This window comes from Motilimonas thetidivivens, from assembly GCF_046452435.1.
GTDB lineage: Bacteria > Pseudomonadota > Gammaproteobacteria > Enterobacterales > CBDFNC01 > Motilimonas.
The window spans coordinates 380,232-398,669 of record NZ_JBKFDK010000001.1 but is presented as its reverse complement, the minus strand read 5'-3'; the positions used below and the strand labels follow the sequence as shown (position 1 = coordinate 398,669).

Below are 18,438 nucleotides of genomic sequence, written 5' to 3'. Positions count from 1 at the left end.
GGTGGAATTAATCAATTGAAAAATAAAATAATTGATCACCATCGCGCAATATCACATCATTTTGAGCTAAATTAAGACTAGGAACGTGGAATATTATCAGTAACCCGGAGGGGTGTATGGTTAAATATCGCAACATCTTAGTCGTCATTGATCCTACCAAAGAAGAACAAACGGCCCTTTCTCGCGCCGCCTACATATGTCAACGCGAAGAGCATGCCAAATTAAAGCTGTTTCTTTCTGTCTATGACTTTTCTTTTGAAATGACCACCATGCTTTCGCTTGAAGAGCGTGAAGCAATGCGCGCCAGCGTGATACAACAACAGACGGCATGGCTTGAAGAGCTGGCTGCCCCATATCGAAGCCAAGGTTTGTTTATTGATACCAAAGTGCTCTGGCATAACCGTCCATTTGAGAGCATTATTCAAGAAACCTTAGACTTTGGCCATGATCTCGTCGTCAAAGGCACCCATCATCATCCTAAGCTTCAATCCGTTATTTTCACTCCCACCGATTGGCATTTATTACGTAAATGTCCGGAGCCATTGTTGTTGGTTAAAAATCATGATTGGCCTGAAAACGGCACTATTTTGGCTGCTATTCATGCGACAGCCGAAGATGATGAACACATGGCGTTAAACGATAAGATCACCCATGAAGCCCTCGACATGGCTAAAATGATCAATGCTAATGTCAGTTTGATCAATGCCTTCCCCAGTACACCAGTGAATATTGCCTTAGAGCTTCCCGACTTTAACCCTATTGAATACAGTGATGCAGTACAAAAACGCCATGTCGATATGCTTACCGAACATGGCAACAAGCATGGGATTCCAGCAGAGCGGCAGCACGTGGTTGAAGGCTTAGCGGAAGACGTAATACCACAAGTCGCAAAAGAGCTTGATGCAGAGCTGGTTGTGCTTGGTACGGTTGGTCGAACCGGTATCAGCGCTGCACTCATCGGCAATACCGCCGAGCATTTGATTGACAGTCTGGATTGCGACCTACTTGCATTGAAACCGATAGATTACATTTCTCCCTTACAACAATAAGCATTATTGCGGCCAAGCAATTGGCCGCACTCCCACCGCCTTACTTGCTTGGAACATTCTTGACGCTATAATACGCAGACTTTTTTTGCTGTGGATAGAACTATGGGTACACCGACGGCTGAGGCCAAAGCACAATACAACCAGAATAAATTGCATAAACGTTTACGTCGTGAAACAGGTAAAGCCATTGCCGACTTTAATATGATTGAAGAAGGCGACAAGGTAATGGTTTGCTTAAGTGGCGGTAAAGACAGTTATGCCCTACTTGATATTCTGATGCACTTGAAAGCCCATGCACCTATCCAGTTTGATATTGTTGCGGTTAACCTTGACCAAAAACAGCCTGGCTTCCCCGAGCATGTTTTACCCCAATACTTAACCCAAATTGGCGTGGACTTTGAAATTGTCGAAGAAGATACCTACTCCATAGTGATGGACAAGATCCCAGCAGGAAAAACAACCTGTTCACTATGCTCTCGTCTGCGCCGTGGTATTTTGTATTCAACGGCGACACGTCTTGGCGCAACAAAAATTGCTTTAGGCCACCATCGTGATGATATTCTCGAGACCTTATTGCTAAATATGTTTCATGGCGGAAAACTAAAGTCTATGCCACCTAAACTAGTCAGTGATGATGGTAAACACGTGGTTATTCGCCCTCTTGCTTATTGTAAGGAAGCTGATCTGGAGAAATACGCCCAGATAAAAGAATTCCCGATCATTCCTTGTAACCTGTGTGGCAGCCAAGAAAACTTACAACGCAAAATGATCAAAGAAATGCTGCAAGGTTGGGAAAAACGCTATCCAGGCCGAATTGAAAGCATGTTCCGCAGCATCCAAAATGTTGTGCCTTCACATTTGATGGATCATGAACTATTTGATTTTAAATCAGTGGATCAACACAGCGGTGTGATTGATGGCGGAGACATTGCCTTTGACAAACCAGACTTTCCGTCCACTTCATCTGGGCAACAAATGGCTGATGAGCCAGAGCTGCAAATTATAGAGCTCACTTGATTTTTAAGCTTAAGCTAACATGACTGATGGCAAGTGCCATCAGTCAAAAAGTGAATTATTGCACCAACCAAGGCTTTATATCGATTACCGAATCAGCCAGTTGCACCGCTTTACCTTGATGCTCCGCTAACCATTGCTTTGATAAGTAAACATGTCCCTGCTCTACTGCAAAGTCGGTATTAGCAATACTGAAAACAGCCTGTTGATCAGTTGCGAAATCACCAGCCAAGGTGAGACTAATACCATTAAAGTCAGGTAAAAATAACTTACCCCAAAAGCCAGCTTGACCTAACATCAGCTTTTCTAATTCATCGGCGATTTTACTCAAACCATCGACATCTTGAATACCACTAATTGGCACCAACAGCTTGGTTTGTAACGACATAGCGCAATCTGTTTGTTCATGTGCAAACACTAACACGAGTTCCGCCTTTTCTTGTTTTAGCTTTACATCGTAAGGTACAAGAAGTTCACCCGAGGGGGTTTGTGTGATTGCGACTTGGCGGTTTGCTGTTTCCAGCACAGCCTTAGCGAGTTGACATGGCTGCTGAGCATTTTGATCCAACAAATAAAATGCTGGTGTCACCCTAGTCAAACCTTCCTTTTTTACTACCGCTAATCGTTTATAAAAATCACTATAGGAAAATTTTGTCTCAATGGCACTTGCCCAAGGAGCATATAATAAAATTAATAAAAATAATAATTTATGCACTGAACTCACCTTTATCATTGTCTTGATTTGAGCCGTCGCCATTGATTTCAACACTGAGTCTGATGCCACAGACTTCTCGGTAAATTACCGCTTGCAAGGTGAAAACAAATGGGATGACAAATGCTAAACCGACCACAGTGACCATACCGAATAGCATAAATAAGTTAATCAGAGCATGAATAATAAATAGGGAAATTAGCCCTTTATGTACCACGCGAATAGACATAGGTATCGCTTGGAAAACGGTCATTTTTCGCTCTAGCATCAACGGGATAACGAGTGAAAAAATGGCGCTAATATAGATAGTCGGCAAATAAGCAAACACACCTAAGCCCAAATTCATAAATGCCATTGAAAGTAGGTTTGGCACTGCAAAAGCGATAGCAAGCGGACCAAAAAATTTGAAGAAGTTAAAAACCATTAATGGTTTAGTCTTCAAACCAACCACATGATTTAAACTCATCATGATAAAGCCAGCTATGATGGAAGGAATGACAAATACCGACATCATTAAACCTATCGCTATCATTTCCTTGGTGATGATGACAGGGTTACCTTGTTCATCAACCACCTCTTTGATGTAGCCTAATAGCTCGCCACCATGTACCAATACGCTCGCTACCAACATCATAAACCCTAACGAAGCTAAACACGCCAGCATTAAGGTAGCGAGGTTTTTTAGGGTGATTTTAAATGCTTCAGAGAAAATATTGGCGAGATCAAGCCTAAAACCTTGCTCTAGGGACTGCTTGAGGTTGCCACCAATCTGTAACTGAGTTTTTTGTTCTTGCTCGTTCATTACCAAACCACTTTATTTGCATGAGTGTGCATTTTAAGAGGTTCGTCCCTAGATGTGAAAGACATTTACACCCAATATAGCGTTATTTAGTGAATTAATTTGCTGACCACGCAATCGGATGAAATTTAGGACCTCCAATCGAGTCACTTCTTTATTTCAGCGCTAAAGTCGTAAAAATTATGCCTTGATGGGCGACAGGAGTTGCTCGATCAGCTCCGGCACTAATAATCCTGCCGAGCCTTGCCTCACTTCTGCAAATTGATTGCTAATCTCACTTGGCTCAAGGTTTATCTCGATTGTATGAGCGCCGTGGCTCGCTGCCTCATGAACAAATCCGGCAGCAGGGTAAACGCTTCCTGAAGTTCCTATTGATATAAATAAATCGGCCTGTGATAAATGGCTATAAATACGATCTAAATACAGAGGCATTTCACCAAACCAAACCACGTGGGGGCGAAGTGGCTCGGGAAACTGACAACAATTACAGAGATCTTGTGCTGTGATATCTCCTTTCCATTCCAATGTTTGATTAGTATGAGGGCAGCGCGCTTTAAGTAACTCACCGTGCATATGAATGACATTCTGGGCACCGGCTCGCTCATGCAAATCATCAATATTTTGGGTCACTATAATTAGCTCACCGTTAAATTCTTGACTGAGTTTGGCAAGCGCATTATGGGCTGCATTGGGCTGAATATAGGGCTGTTGTAGCTGTGCACGTCGTTGATTATAAAAGCTGTTTACTAGCTCAGGGTTACGTTTAAAGCCTTCTGGGGTTGCGACATCATTGATATCATGATTTTCCCATAAGCCATCCGCGTCGCGAAAAGTACGTATGCCTGATTCAGCAGAAATACCCGCCCCTGTCAGGATCACTATGTGCTTGTAAGTTGGTTTGCTCTCTTGTTGCATGGGTTTTAACCCTGATTTTATTATTGATTTGATAACAAACTAGCAACAACGCAAAAAAAATAACATCACACTATGGTCGTAGTGTGAGGTAGGTAATTAAAAAAGCCAGTATTCTCACAAGTCAGCCGTGAGTTTACAAAGGCAACTTCAGCGGGTTCGCATATAGCCGATGCATATAGGCTATGCATATAAAGCTAATGCGCCGTGACATGGCTAATTACCTAATGGATTGATAGGTAATGCAATTACAGTAATCTCAGCCGAGCCACAATAAAGACAAAGCCGCCCAGTGGGCGGCTTTGCAATTATTTATTTGATTGGCTCTCTTCAACCCGAGATTTTAACTTCTGACCAGGTCTGAACGTGACTACGCGACGTGCAGAAATTGGAATATCTTCACCCGTTTTAGGGTTACGACCCGGCCTTTCATTTTTATCACGCAGATCAAAATTCCCAAAACCTGAAATTTTTACCTGTTCGCCAGATTCAAGTGACTTACGGATTTCTTCAAAGAATGATTCAACCATATCCTTTGAACCGCGTTTACTTAAACCTACGTCTGTAAACAGACGCTCTGCAATCTCGGCTTTTGTTAGCGCCATAGATCAATCCCTCAAGGAAGCGTTAAACTCTGATTTAACCCCTGCGACTATTTTATCAACCGCATCGGCTATCTCTTTTTCTTCCAGAGTACGCATGGTATCTTGAAGTACCAAATTAATGGCTAGGCTCTTAAACCCTTCGTCGATACCTTTACCCTGGTATACATCGAACAAGTTTACGCCAACTAACTGATTCCCGCCAATTTTTTGGATAAATTTTATAATTTTACCCGATTCCACTGACTCATCGACCACTAAAGCGATATCTCGGCTGTTCGCTGGGAACTTTGAGATAGCATTAGCTGCAGGTAGTTGACGATTAACAACTTTATCTAACTCTAGTTCAAAAACCAGGGTTCTACCATTTAAGCCGCATTTTTTCTCAAATTGTGGGTGGATTGCGCCTATATAGCCGACGACCTCGCCATGGTATTTGATCACCGCTGCTTGACCTGGGTGCAAGGCACTGTGCTCAGTTTGCTCAAAGCTAAAGTTGGCAAGATCTACGGTATGACTGAGTAGCGCTTCAACATCGCCTTTTAAGTCAAAGAAATCGGCTGCTCGTGAAGGCAAGTCCCAATGCTCTTCATGGGCTTTACCTGTGATGATACCCGCGATCATCGGCTCTTGACGCACACCATTCTCTGCCGTTTCGTCTTTGATGAAACGTAAACCAGACTCAAACAAACGTACGCGAGACTGCTGACGACTTTGGTTATAAGCAACCGCATCAATCAAACCCGTCCACAAGCTTACACGCATCGCTGACATTTCAGTTGAGATAGGGTTAGGTAAAATAAGCGCATCAGCATCAGGGAATAACAAGCTTTGGCGACTCGGGTCAACAAAACTATAAGTAATCGCTTCCTGATAGCCTAAATCTACCAAAGTATCGCGTAAACGGGCTAATGGCAGGCGTGATTCTTGATGATCAGCCATGGCTAACGCGCCAACAGGAGCCGTATTTGGGATATTGTTGTAACCAAAAACGCGAGCCACTTCTTCAATTAAATCTTCTTCAATGGCCATATCAAAACGGTATGTCGGTGTGCTGACAGACCAATCCGCGCCTTGTTTTTCTGCCGTAAAACCAAGACGGGCTAAAATTTCTTCTACCGTGTTGTCATCAATATGAATACCAATGATCTTGTCTAGCTTTGCACGGCGTAATGAAATTTCAGCTGGCTTTGGTAAGTTCTCAGCACTAACGGCTTCAACCACAGGGCCAGCTTCGCCACCACAAATCTCAACAATCAGAGCACTCGCTCGTGACATAGCACGCGCTTGAAGCTCAGGATCCACACCGCGCTCATAACGATGAGAAGCATCCGTATGTAAACCGTATTGACGTGCACGACCTGTGATCGCAAGAGGTGCAAAAAATGCACTTTCTAAAAAGATATCTTGCGTTTCATTGGTTACACCCGAATTTAGGCCACCAAAAATACCCGCCATCGCCAGCGCTTTTTGCTGGTCTGCAATCACTAGTGTGTCGGTTGATAAAGTGACTTCATTACCATCAAGTAAAGTTAGCTTTTCATCGGCTTTCGCTAGACGTACATCAATGTCACCTTGAATCTTCGCCAGATCAAAAGCATGCATTGGATGGCCAAGTTCAAGTAGAACATAGTTAGTGATATCAACCACAGGATCGATACTACGCACGCCACAACGACGCAATTTTTCAACCATCCATAATGGCGTTTCTGCGTCGAGATTAATGCCTTTAATTACACGACCTAAGTAGCGAGGACATGCTTGCGGTGCACTCAGTACAATCGCTTTGCTATCATCAATACTTGGGGTGACGTCTTGCCATTGTGGCTCGGTCACATCAAGATGGTTTAACACCCCTACTTCACGCGCTAAGCCTTTGATACCTAGACAGTCGGCGCGGTTAGGCGTCAAGTCTACATCAATCGTAACATCATCTAGGCTTAAATATTCACGAACACATTGGCCTACTGGAGCATCGGTTGGCAGCTCAATGATACCGTCTGCCGATTCCGCCATCCCCAGCTCAGAAAGTGAGCAAAGCATACCGTGAGAAGGCTGGCCGCGTAACTTGGCTTTTTTAATTTTAAAATCACCCGGTAACACAGCACCGACTTTTGCCACTGCAACTTTTAAGCCTTGGCGACAGTTAGCTGCACCACAAACGATATCTAATAGCTCTTCTTCGCCAACATCAACTTTTGTTACTTGTAATTTGTCAGCTTCAGGATGTCTGCCACACTCAACGACGTGGCCAACTACGACATTGCTAAATTCTTTGGCAACTGGGATAACGTCATCAACTTCTAGGCCCGCCATGGTAATTTGCTCGGCTAACGTAGCCGTATCGATAGCAGGGTTAACCCATTCTCTTAGCCAGGATTCACTGAATTTCATGATAGTCCTTTTATTTACTTAAACTGTTTTAAAAAGCGAAGGTCGTTTTCGAAGAATGAACGTAAATCGTTCACGCCGTAGCGCAACATAGTTAAACGCTCTACCCCGATACCAAAGGCAAAACCTGAATACACTTCAGGATCGATGCCGACAGATTTAAGTACATTTGGATGTACCATGCCGCAGCCTAAAATTTCCAACCAGCCATTTTTGCCCAGTACATCAACCTCTGCTGAAGGCTCGGTAAATGGAAAATAAGACGGTCTAAATCTTACTTGTAAGTCTTCTTCGAAGAAGTTACGAAGGAAGTCATGCAAGATGCCCTTTAACTCAGCGAAGCTGGTATTTTCTGCAACAAGCAGACCTTCAACTTGATGAAACATTGGCGTGTGCGTTTGGTCGTAGTCATTACGATAAACCCGCCCAGGAGAGATAATACGGATCGGCGGTTTTTCTACTTCCATGGTGCGGATTTGCACGCCCGAAGTTTGAGTGCGCAACACTAGCTTAGGGTTAAAGTAAAAGGTATCGTGATCGGCACGCGCTGGGTGATGCGCAGGAATATTTAGGGCATCAAAGTTATGATAGTCATCTTCAACTTCGGGACCTGTTTTAACCTCAAAGCCTAACTCACCAAAAAACTCACAAATGCGATCTATGGTACGGGTAACTGGATGAATGTTTCCAGGCAGCTGGGTGCGCCCTGGTAGGCTAACATCGATTTTCTCTGCTGCTAATTTTGCATTCAGCGCGGCTAGTTCAATGCTATTTTTGCGTTGACTTAGTGCTTGTTGGATTGCTTGTTTGGCATGGTTAATCGCTTGACCAGCAGCGGGCTTTTGATCATTTGGCAATGAGCCAAGCAATTTCATTTGCTCGGTCATAATGCCCTTTTTACCTAAATACTCGACGCGTATTTGCTCAAGCTCTGCGGCATCATTTACGGTTTCAATCGCTTTGGTTGCGGTTGCTATCAGTTCATCAAGGTGTTGCATTTGTCCCTCGTCACCCTAAGCTTGTTATGGATTATAAAAGGGCAAATACTACTTAAAACTGCTTGATATAGCTAGGGTCTGATGCCGTTTGATATCGGTTTTTAGCATCCTATTCATGGATCCTACACTCAAGATCCATCTTGCAACCGACAAGCGGCTAATTTAATAAGCCATCACCGCAAAATAATATAGTCTGTTAGCTGACTTTATTGCGGCACATTCAGCTTAAGATGAGTACTTACTAGGTTTTTATCCGATAATAAACAAGGCTTAGCAACACTATAGCCTTGTACATAATCAATACCAATTTGCTTGAGCTTGTTTTCAATCTCTTCGCTTTCAACATATTCCGCGATTGTTTCTACACCGACCGCTTTGGCAAGCTCCGAAAATGAACGCACCATGGCAAAATCGGTTTCATCCACTAAAATGTCTCGCACGAAAGAGCCATCAATTTTGAGATAATCGATGGGGAGACGCTTTAAGTAGGAGTACGAACAAAATCCAACACCAAAATCATCAAGAGCGAAACTACAGCCCAAAGCCCTAAAGGTTTCCATAAAGGAAATGGTGCGCTCGATATCTCGAATAGCTTGGCCTTCGGTTAATTCAAAGCAAATTTTACTCGGGGCAATGTGATATTTTTCAAAGCATGACAAAAGATGCGCTTTAACGTCTCTGTCAGCCATCGACTGGCCGCAAAGGTTAATACTGGCTTTACTTATCCCTTTATAAATTTCAGGATTTTGGTTTAACCAAATAAAGAAGTGCTCCACTACCCACTTATCAATTGATGAAATTAAATTATAGGTCTCTGCCGCCGGTAAAAATTCATTTGGCGCAATCAACTCACCGACTTCGTCTCTAAAACGTATTAAAACCTCAAAATGTTCGCCCTTACTTTCAGCCGTTAACGGCTTAATGCTTTGATAGGCAAGCTCAAACAAATCGTGCTCTAAGGCATCATTGAGCTTAGAGACCCAGCCCATTTCTTTTTGATAACGACTAACCACACTGTTGGTTTCGGTATAGAAATAAATGCGGTTACGGCCTTGCTCTTTCGCTGTATAACAAGCGGTATCAGCTAAACTCAGCACTTCGGCAAACGATTTCATGTTATTTTCAATCGCCACGATGCCGATACTAATCCCCAAGGTGAAGACTTGGTCACCCCAGACAAATCGGTACTCTTGTACAACTTTGCGTAAACGCTCAGCCAACTCAATCGCATCATTGACGAACGCGTTGGTAAGCATGACACCAAACTCATCGCCCCCCAAACGGGCCAATACTTGATCTTTGGGGATTTCAGCCACCAATAGCCGGGTTAAGCCTTGTAATAGTTTGTCTCCAACACTGTGTCCACAGGTATCATTGACCACCTTAAACTGGTCTAAATCCAAGTAAAACATGATGTTTTTACCTAAACTTGGGGTTTCGCTGTTGATTACCTGGGTCACGCACTCTTCAAACTTGCGACGGTTATACAAACCCGTTAGCTGGTCATGCTGCGCCATGTACCTTAATTTCAATTCTTGTTTTTTACGTTGGCTAATATCAACAATCGAACCATCAATAATTCGGTCATCATTGTGGTAGAAATGAGATAAACGCAGGTTTAACAATGCCCAGAAAATACTACCATCGGCGCGGACAACCTTGATTTCAACGTTGTTAACAAAGCCCATTTCAAGCATTTCCGCAATTAGATTATCTCGACTGTTTTCTTGATGGTAAAAGCGGCTCATGTTGCCGCCATAGTTCGCTTTCAGATCATCAAAATCTTTGTAGCCGAAACTGGCACATAAGGCCGCATTAGCAGATAAAACCTCACCCGATAAGGTACTGGTAAATAACCCTTCCGGTGCATTTTGAAAAATATCAAAGTAACGCGCATTGCTGATGTCGGCTTGTGCCTGTGCATCTTTTTTCTGCTGTTTTTCCTGAGAAGTACGGTGGGCTAAAGCCAAGGCAAGAAAAATCAGGCCCAGAAAAGCCGAATTCGCGACAAAATGCTCGGTAAAATCGTTGCGTGGGATCACCGCAAAACGATTCAGAAGTAGCATTCCCATGCCCATAATGAACAGCAGCCATGATGTAGCAAATAACCGCGCGAGATTATTACCTCTGAACCAATAATATACAGCTTCAATGAATGAGCTAAGGGACATAAATGCCACGACAACAGCCAAAAAATACAAGGCAAACTGAAAATCAATCACCAAGGGAGAAATAATCAAGGCCAAGCAAGCACCAAGCAAACTTTTATTCAGCAGGTCGATGATCCGGTTGCGCTTAAAGTGTTTGAGTCCTTCACCAAGTAAACTCAATACCAAACAGAGGGTGCCCACCGACATGATCAGTAAGTTGTCATGCCATTTATTCAAGCTGGTAAAGAAGAAGATGCTGGCGTAACCTTTTAAGATCCACATAGTGCTGACAAAGCACAAACAAAAGGCACTGTAAAAGAAAAACCGAGACTCTTTCAGCATGATAAACAAGAACAAGCTATAGCAGGACATAAGTAAAAATATGCCTGTTAACATGCCCGTGAACAACTTGCTGTTTAGCTGTTCACTAAAATACCACTTCAACTCCCATAGCGTGATTGGCAGCTGTAAAAAGCCATTATTTTCGGCCTTTATATATACAGTGATGTTACGTCCCGCAGGTATGTCTAAAGGAACACTAAATGCGCGACTAGGAAAAGGCTTATTAGCGTATGGTCGACTCGTACCCAAATCATATTGATACGCGAGTAAGTTATTCTCAACAATATAGATATCCAGTACATTGATTAAGGAATAACCCACTTCAAGCAAAGTCGAAATGTCGGTAATGGTGTGATTGCTTAAACTAAATTTAAACCAATATGGATGTGACACTAAGCCAAAGCTAAGTACGTCTTGTTCGCTTTCTAACCATTGGTCTTCATACTCACCTAATAATAGATCTTTGATATCGATGCGATCGCTCGAATCAGGTAAATACGATACATGCTCACCAATGGCAAATTGTTTGAAGGCAGGGGTAACATTATGATTGTTTGATTGAGCCAATGCTTGACAAGAGATCCAGCAAATAAAAAACAACAACCATCTCATTTAGAGGACACCTATTCCTTGTGAATGTACTGATGATGTGTAAATCGCTATTGACACACAAATCCATAAAGCCGAATTATGCCATGCCTTGAACAAAAATGTGATGAATATACATAAATTTTGCATATTCATTGAATCAATCGTCATACCTATGACAAAAATGACTGATTAATTTTGCCTTTGAACAAAAGTATCAACAAATGTCAGACCAAAAAAAAGGAGGCTAAGCCTCCTTTTTCATTGCCATTAGCCTTATTTAGCTAATGCACCTTTTGCTGTTTCAACTAGAACAGCAAATGTGTTTTTGTCGAAAACTGCGATGTCTGCAAGGATCTTACGATCGATTTCAACAGATGCTTTTTTCAGACCGTCGATAAAGCGGCTGTAAGACAGACCGTTTTGACGAGATGCAGCGTTGATACGCGCAATCCATAGTTGACGGAACTGACGCTTACGTTGACGACGGTCACGGTATGCGTATTGACCAGCTTTAGTTACCGCTTGAACCGCTACGCGATAAACACGTGAACGAGCACCGTAATAACCTTTAGCTTGCTTTAGAACTTTTTTGTGACGAGCGCGAGCTACGACACCACGTTTTACTCTTGGCATTTCTCAATCTCCCCTTATGCGAATGGCAACATGCGACGTACTTGTGCAACATCAGATGCTGCAACCATGCTCTTAGCACGTAAGTGACGTTTACGCTTGGTGCTCTTCTTCGTCAGAATGTGACGTAGGTGAGACTGTTTACATTTGAAACCGCCAGAAGCCGTTTTCTTAAAGCGCTTTGCAGCACCTTTGTTAGTTTTCATTTTTGGCATTGCGAACTCCGCATTGTTCAATGAATATAAAAAATAATAGAGGCGAATTAAAATGAGCTTGCCGAGGCAAGCTCAATCAATTACTTGTTGAGCCTTTATTATCGCTTTTTAGGGCCAAGTACCATGACCATTTGGCGACCTTCCAACTTAGGGAAAGACTCCACAACGCTGATCTCTTCTAAATCCGTTTTGATGCGGTTTAGTAGTTCAGCGCCAAGGTCTTGGTGTGCCATTTCACGGCCACGAAAACGTAGCGTTATTTTGGCCTTGTTGCCCTCTTCTAAGAAGCGAGTCAGGTTGCGCAGTTTTACCTGATAGTCGCCTATATCAGTTCCAGGACGGAATTTTATTTCCTTCACTTGGATCTGTTTCTGCTTCTTCCGCTGATCTTTAGCGGATTTGCTTTTTTCGTAAAGGAACTTGCCGTAGTCCATAAGACGACAAACAGGTGGCTCAGCATTTGGGCTGATTTCTACCAGGTCAAGTTGCTGCTCAGCAGCTTGAGCCATAGCTTCAGCTAATGAGACAATTCCGATGGGCTCGCCATCAACGTTAGCCAAACGAACTTCTGTTAGACCTGTGATCTCGTCATTAATACGATTCTTGTTGCCCGACTGTTGGGGCCTTCTTCCACCTTTTATAGCTTATTCCTCCAAAGTAATTTGAGTTCGGTTTTGGATTTCTAGTTGTAGCTTGTTAACTAAATCGTCAACTTTAATGCTACCTAAATCCTCACCTTTACGTGTTCTTACTGCCACTTCGCCAGCTTCGACTTCTTTGTCCCCAATGACGAGCATATAAGGTACACGTTTTAATGTATGCTCGCGGATTTTAAAGCCTATCTTCTCATTTCTCAAGTCCGCATTTGCTCTAATGCCCGATTTTTGCAATTTATCGACCACTTGATGGGCAAAATCCGCTTGTTTATCGGTAATGTTTATCACTACGGCTTGAACCGGCGCTAACCAAGTTGGGAAGAAACCGGCACAATCTTCGGTGATGATACCGATAAAACGCTCTAGCGAGCCTAAAATTGCACGGTGGATCATCACAGGAACATGGCGTTCATTGTCTTCACCAACATAAGAAGCACCTAAACGACCCGGCATAGAGAAGTCGAGCTGAACCGTACCACATTGCCATGCACGATCGAGACAATCGTACAAAGTAAATTCAATTTTCGGACCGTAGAAAGCGCCCTCGCCCGGAAGGTATTTAAATTCTAAGTTCTTAGAATTTAATGCATCAGCCAAGGCTTTTTCCGCTTTATCCCATACCGCATCTTCACCCACGCGTTTTTCTGGACGAGTAGATAGCTTGATTTCAATATCGTTAAAGCCAAACGTTTTATACGTTTCAAATACCATGTCGATACAGCTAGAAACTTCCGCTAAGATTTGATCTTCGGTACAGAAAATATGCGCATCATCTTGGGTAAAACCACGTACACGCATGAGACCATGCAATGAGCCTGATGGCTCGTTACGATGACAAGAGCCGAACTCAGCCATACGCAGTGGCAGGTCGCGGTATGATTTTAACCCCTGGTTAAAGATTTGGACGTGGCCAGGACAGTTCATTGGCTTAATCGCGTATTCACGGTTCTCACTACAAGTACAGAACATGCCGTCAGCGTATTTATCCCAGTGACCAGACTTTTCCCATAGGCTACGGTCTAAAATTTGCGGCGCTTTTACTTCTTGGTATTGGTATTTCACCAATTTTTCACGCACAAACGTTTCTAGCTCACGGAAGATGGTCCAACCATTGTGATGCCAGAACACCATACCTGGCGCTTCTTCTTGCATATGGTATAGATCAAGTTGCTTACCGATTTTACGGTGATCGCGCTTGGCCGCTTCTTCTAAACGTTTTAGATAGCTCTTAAGCTGCTTTTTATCTGCCCAAGCCGTGCCGTAAATGCGCTGTAACATTTTATTGTTTGAATCACCGCGCCAATATGCACCTGCTACTTTCATCAGTTTAAAGTGATGACAGAATTTCATGTTTGGTACGTGAGGACCACGACACATGTCGATGTATTCTTCATGATGATACAGACCTGGACGCGCATCTGCTTCAATACCCGCAATGATCTCTAACTTGTAGTCTTCGCCGCGATCACGAAATACTGCTGCGGCTTCTTCAACCGACACTTTCTTTTTGATAACAGCGTAATTTGTCTGAGCAAGCTCTAGCATGCGTTTTTCAAGCTTGGCTAAATCCTCTTCGCTTAACGGGTTTTCCATGTCAACGTCATAATAGAAACCGTTGTCTATGGTTGGACCGATTGCCATTTTAGTGTTTGGCCACAATTGCTTAATGGCGTGACCTAATAAATGCGCACACGAGTGGCGAAGAATTTCTAATCCTTCGTCATCTTTAGCGGTAATAATGGAAACATTGACATCTTTGTCAATCGGGTCACAAGCATCAACGAGAACACCATCAACGCGGCCAGCGATACAAGCTTTCGCTAAACCAGGGCCGATGTCTTGAGCAATTTCCATCACACTAGTTGTATTTTCAAACTGGCGTTGGCTACCATCAGGAAGAGTAATTAAAGGCATGAGCTTTCCTTGTTACAGTGGTGACGCATACCAAGCGCCACATGTCAGTTATCAAGACTGTAAAAAAACAGCCAAAAAAGAGCCCACATAGTAGAGAAAACACCTGCTCAAATCAACGTTAGGATAGTTTAATTGCTAAGCTATATTGGGTTTAGCTGTTTGGTTCAACAATCAATTGTTCATCTTCTAGGCAAATATGACTGTTCATATATTCACGCTCTGTGGTTAAGGTATACCTATCAAGGGTAACAAGGATGCCGCCATAAAGATGGCCTGCACAGGTTACCTGCGCTTCCTTAATGTAGGCTGCAATGAAGTTATCAATTAACTCAATTCGTTGCTTAGCGTCATCAATTCGCGCATGCTCGTGTTGAATATTTAGGTTAAGGCGATGCGCCAATGTGTCTTTTTTTTCTGAGTCGGGTAACAAATTAACTTTAGCATTCGCCTGAGCTAATTCAGTCAATTTGTGCTCTTCTTGTTCGATTTCTTGCTGCAGAAAACGTTTCTCTTTTCTCTTCGCATCTAATTCACCTAATAGATGAATTTCAGTTCGAGTATATGCCTCGGCGCCCAAGTTAACCGTACTCACCCCTTTAAGAGCGCGAATAACGCCCCCTAAAATAGCCCCTCGACGTCCGGTGCTATCAACTACCTCTACTCGATCAAAGCAGGTCACGTCACAATGACTCAATTGGTGATTGAAGTGCAACGGGCCATGACATTCAATCTTGGTGTACTGAGCAAATACCCCATTAATTTCACCGTGGGCCGTAAGTTGGCAGCTATATCCGTCTTCGGTTTGATGGCCTATTACGCCCTTTTCGATATGTAAATCGCCACCCGCTTCAACCTGAGCGGACTCGATTAAACCAGCAACACTAATATCACCACTGGCCTTTACTTTCATCCCTTCACAAATATCGCCCGTGATCATTATGCTGCCATCAAAATCGACATGGCCAAAACTCACATCCACATTATTAATCATCAGTACGTCATCAACGATCATACCTCGTTCAATCTCAATCGGGATGCCAGTATTGGTTGCCACCAAATAGCTGGGATTTTTACTGCTTATATCGGTATTTTTACCAATATTAAACTCTAATTCTTTGCCCTCTTTATGGCTAATCGCCTCCCCTGTTACCTTAAAGCCATCTTCTCCCTCAACCTTTGGATGTTTGCGCATCAATGGCTTACCTTTGGATACCGATATTAACGCGCCTAAGTCACGCATATCGACTTTGCCACCTTGCAATTCTTTGGGCTTCTTTACTCGCTCTTTTAAGGTTTCTACCAAACGCTCAAAACGCGTATCTTTACCGTCTACAGGGAGTTTACCTTTAGCTACTGGAGCTTGGATAAGTTGCCCCGGTCTTGATTTGTTTAACGTTGAAACTAAGGCTGCAATATTGTTCTGGCGAATGCCATAACTCACGCCAGCAGCTTTCACTGCCTCTATTAAGGTCTCTTCATCCAGTTTTTTGCCACCCCAAGGCGCAGTCACTCTTGCCAAGGCCGTCATTTTCTCTTTGTCTATTTCTATCGCCACGACAGCATCGAGACGCTGAGCAATGATCACGGGGTCGGTATTTTCAGTCGGCTCTTTGGCATTAAATCGGCTTAAGGCATCACTCATGCCAACAGAGCTGGGTTTGAATTCAGCGAAAGGACTGCCCGCTAACGCATCTAGGATGTCCGTTTCGGTCACAGGCTCAAGTATCTCAGGTATCTCGAGAAGTAAATCAACGTCATTTTCATGCAGAGTAAATAACTCAGGTGAAATCATGTCATAACTTCCTTAGCACAGTAGGTGAGCTGTGGGTTTGCATTATATCAACCGCGTTATTTTGCTTTAGAGGAAACCCATGATGCATAAACGATTAGCAAAATAACGTTGAATAGAATAAGGCATGGCCCAAACAACATTCACATTGACAACATTAGCAGGTTATTTATTCACCTTACTGATATGTGAGAACGGGCTCAATCATTTTTCTCCCTAAACGTGAGACATCTGACAGCGTCAGTTTAAAACCTCAATCAGCTTTATAATTCTAGACTAATCTGAGCGTTAGGTTTAAATACAACAAAGCAGCCAAGAGGCTGCTTTGAATGGGGCATCGTTACTCGTCGCTGGTCGGCGGTTTGGGTTTACGGCGCATTGGCGCATCCCCAACATCAATACCCTGTTGAAAGGTTTTATTAACACGCTTGATTGGTTTACGTTTGGTATGGGCCTTGCCTTGCTTAGATTGACTCGCTTTGCGCACCTTAGGCGCAGATGTGGTTTGGCTAAACCCTTTAAATTTCGCTTCCATACCCGCGATTCTGTCAAAACTGATAGCTTGATTAAGGTATGCCTCTACTGCTTGGAAGTTTAGCCAATCCTTTGGACCAACTAAGGACAGGGCACTGCCCTTAGCGCCAGCTCGGCCGGTACGACCAATACGATGTACGTATTCTTCTGCATGTTTTGGCATATCAAAATTGATAACATGGGAAACATTAACTAAATCTAGGCCACGAGACGCAATATCGGTTGTCACCAAAACCTGCTGCTGACCACGTGAAAAACCATCCATGATTTGATTTCGCTTGCCTTGGTTCATGTCACCACTTAAAGCCGCGCAACTTAAACCTTGCTCGGTAATATAGCCGGCCAAGGTTAATGTATCAGCTCGGGTGGCGGTAAACACGATCATCTGACTGATGGACTCACCCTTGATAACATGACTTAGCAGGGCTTTTTTATGATCTAAATTGTCACACAGTATAAAGCGTTGCTGAATATCTTTGTGTTCATCGTTAGCACCACCAATGGCGACTCTGACAGGCGCTTTAAGCAACTGTTTAGCGATGCTATTTACCTCGGTATTGTCCAAGGTAGCAGAAAACATTAAGGTTTGACGTAAGCGATGATCTGCAGCGCAGTTTATTTGCAATAACTGATCGGCAAAGCCCAGATCTAACATGCGATCCGCTTCATCTAAAATGAGCATTTCTAACCCATTAAGGTGGATCTGGCGTTGACTAAGATGATCCGCAATTCGCCCAGGCGTACCGACAATAAATTGTGGGTCTTTAACTAACTGTTTGGCTTGATCGTTAAAGTTCTCACCGCCCACAATGAGCGTTGCTTTTACACCCGTACCCGCAACCAATAACCGCAGCTGAGCGTAAACTTGCTTAGCGAGCTCTCGCGTCGGCGTTAAAATCAGTACTCGCGCATCACGTTTACTCAATGCCCTTTGCTTTAAAACACGCTGCATAGCAGGTAACAAAAATGCGAGTGTTTTACCCGAACCGGTTTTTGAAGACGCGATAATATCTTTGCCTTGCATGGCAATAGGAATAGCTTGACGCTGAATATCCGTGGCCCGAGTAAGGCCTTGATGAGACAACGGCGTAAGCAAACGACGATCGAGTGAAAATTCTTCAAAATCCAAGAGACGGCTCC

At 43.3% G+C, this 18,438-nt stretch carries 15 protein-coding genes; 2 read left to right on the top strand and 13 right to left on the bottom strand.

Annotated elements, in window-relative coordinates:
- Nucleotides 1-116: 116 nt before the first annotated feature.
- Both uspE and ttcA read left to right on the top strand, forming a co-directional pair.
- Nucleotides 117-1,049 (top strand): universal stress protein UspE, encoded by a 933-nt coding sequence (gene uspE, locus ACK8OT_RS01985; protein WP_410194819.1) that lies wholly within the window; start codon nt 117-119, stop codon nt 1,047-1,049.
- Nucleotides 1,050-1,151: 102 nt separating this feature from the next.
- The gene (gene ttcA, locus ACK8OT_RS01980; RefSeq protein ID WP_410194818.1) at nt 1,152-2,066 is read left to right on the top strand and encodes a tRNA 2-thiocytidine(32) synthetase TtcA; all 915 of its coding nucleotides are present in this window, start codon (nt 1,152-1,154) and stop codon (nt 2,064-2,066) included.
- A gap of 55 nt (nt 2,067-2,121) precedes the next feature.
- Here ttcA and ACK8OT_RS01975 read toward each other — a convergent pair whose 3' ends face one another.
- The 13 genes from ACK8OT_RS01975 to ACK8OT_RS01915 all read right to left on the bottom strand — a co-directional run bounded on the left by ACK8OT_RS01975 (nt 2,122) and on the right by ACK8OT_RS01915 (nt 18,427).
- Nucleotides 2,122-2,796 (bottom strand): DUF2987 domain-containing protein, encoded by a 675-nt coding sequence (locus tag ACK8OT_RS01975; protein WP_410194817.1) that lies wholly within the window; start codon nt 2,794-2,796, stop codon nt 2,122-2,124.
- Nucleotides 2,771-3,577, bottom strand: coding sequence for a DUF2189 domain-containing protein (locus tag ACK8OT_RS01970; protein ID WP_410194816.1), 807 nt, complete (start codon nt 3,575-3,577; stop codon nt 2,771-2,773). Before ACK8OT_RS01970 ends, ACK8OT_RS01975 begins: the two co-directional genes overlap by 26 nt.
- A 177-nt stretch (nt 3,578-3,754) precedes the next feature.
- Nucleotides 3,755-4,489: a Sir2 family NAD+-dependent deacetylase gene (cobB, locus tag ACK8OT_RS01965; RefSeq protein WP_410194815.1), complete on the bottom strand. Its 735-nt coding sequence runs from the start codon at nt 4,487-4,489 to the stop codon at nt 3,755-3,757.
- A gap of 305 nt (nt 4,490-4,794) precedes the next feature.
- Entirely contained in the window at nt 4,795-5,091 is a 297-nt protein-coding gene (gene ihfA, locus ACK8OT_RS01960; protein WP_410194814.1) for an integration host factor subunit alpha, read from the bottom strand.
- Between the two features lie 3 nt (nt 5,092-5,094).
- Nucleotides 5,095-7,482, bottom strand: a complete 2,388-nt coding sequence (gene pheT / locus ACK8OT_RS01955) for a phenylalanine--tRNA ligase subunit beta (protein WP_410194813.1) — start codon at nt 7,480-7,482, stop codon at nt 5,095-5,097.
- Between the two features lie 14 nt (nt 7,483-7,496).
- Nucleotides 7,497-8,477 carry a phenylalanine--tRNA ligase subunit alpha gene (gene pheS / locus ACK8OT_RS01950; RefSeq protein ID WP_410194812.1) on the bottom strand — a complete coding sequence of 327 codons (981 nt, stop codon included), beginning with the start codon at nt 8,475-8,477 and terminating at the stop codon, nt 7,497-7,499.
- Between the two features lie 206 nt (nt 8,478-8,683).
- Nucleotides 8,684-11,581: an EAL domain-containing protein gene (locus tag ACK8OT_RS01945; RefSeq protein WP_410194811.1), complete on the bottom strand. Its 2,898-nt coding sequence runs from the start codon at nt 11,579-11,581 to the stop codon at nt 8,684-8,686.
- A 252-nt stretch (nt 11,582-11,833) separates the two neighbouring features.
- The gene (rplT, locus tag ACK8OT_RS01940; protein WP_233070151.1) at nt 11,834-12,193 is read right to left on the bottom strand and encodes a 50S ribosomal protein L20; all 360 of its coding nucleotides are present in this window, start codon (nt 12,191-12,193) and stop codon (nt 11,834-11,836) included.
- Nucleotides 12,194-12,207: 14 nt separating this feature from the next.
- Entirely contained in the window at nt 12,208-12,405 is a 198-nt protein-coding gene (gene rpmI, locus ACK8OT_RS01935) for a 50S ribosomal protein L35 (RefSeq protein WP_410194810.1), read from the bottom strand.
- A gap of 98 nt (nt 12,406-12,503) precedes the next feature.
- Nucleotides 12,504-13,046 (bottom strand): translation initiation factor IF-3, encoded by a 543-nt coding sequence (infC, locus tag ACK8OT_RS01930; RefSeq protein WP_410194861.1) that lies wholly within the window; start codon nt 13,044-13,046, stop codon nt 12,504-12,506.
- 3 nt (nt 13,047-13,049) lie between these two features.
- The gene (gene thrS / locus ACK8OT_RS01925; protein ID WP_410194809.1) at nt 13,050-14,975 is read right to left on the bottom strand and encodes a threonine--tRNA ligase; all 1,926 of its coding nucleotides are present in this window, start codon (nt 14,973-14,975) and stop codon (nt 13,050-13,052) included.
- 151 nt (nt 14,976-15,126) lie between these two features.
- Nucleotides 15,127-16,767, bottom strand: a complete 1,641-nt coding sequence (locus tag ACK8OT_RS01920) for a flagellar assembly protein A (RefSeq protein ID WP_410194808.1) — start codon at nt 16,765-16,767, stop codon at nt 15,127-15,129.
- A gap of 337 nt (nt 16,768-17,104) precedes the next feature.
- Nucleotides 17,105-18,427: a DEAD/DEAH box helicase gene (locus ACK8OT_RS01915; protein WP_410194807.1), complete on the bottom strand. Its 1,323-nt coding sequence runs from the start codon at nt 18,425-18,427 to the stop codon at nt 17,105-17,107.
- Between the last annotated feature and the right edge of the window lie 11 nt (nt 18,428-18,438).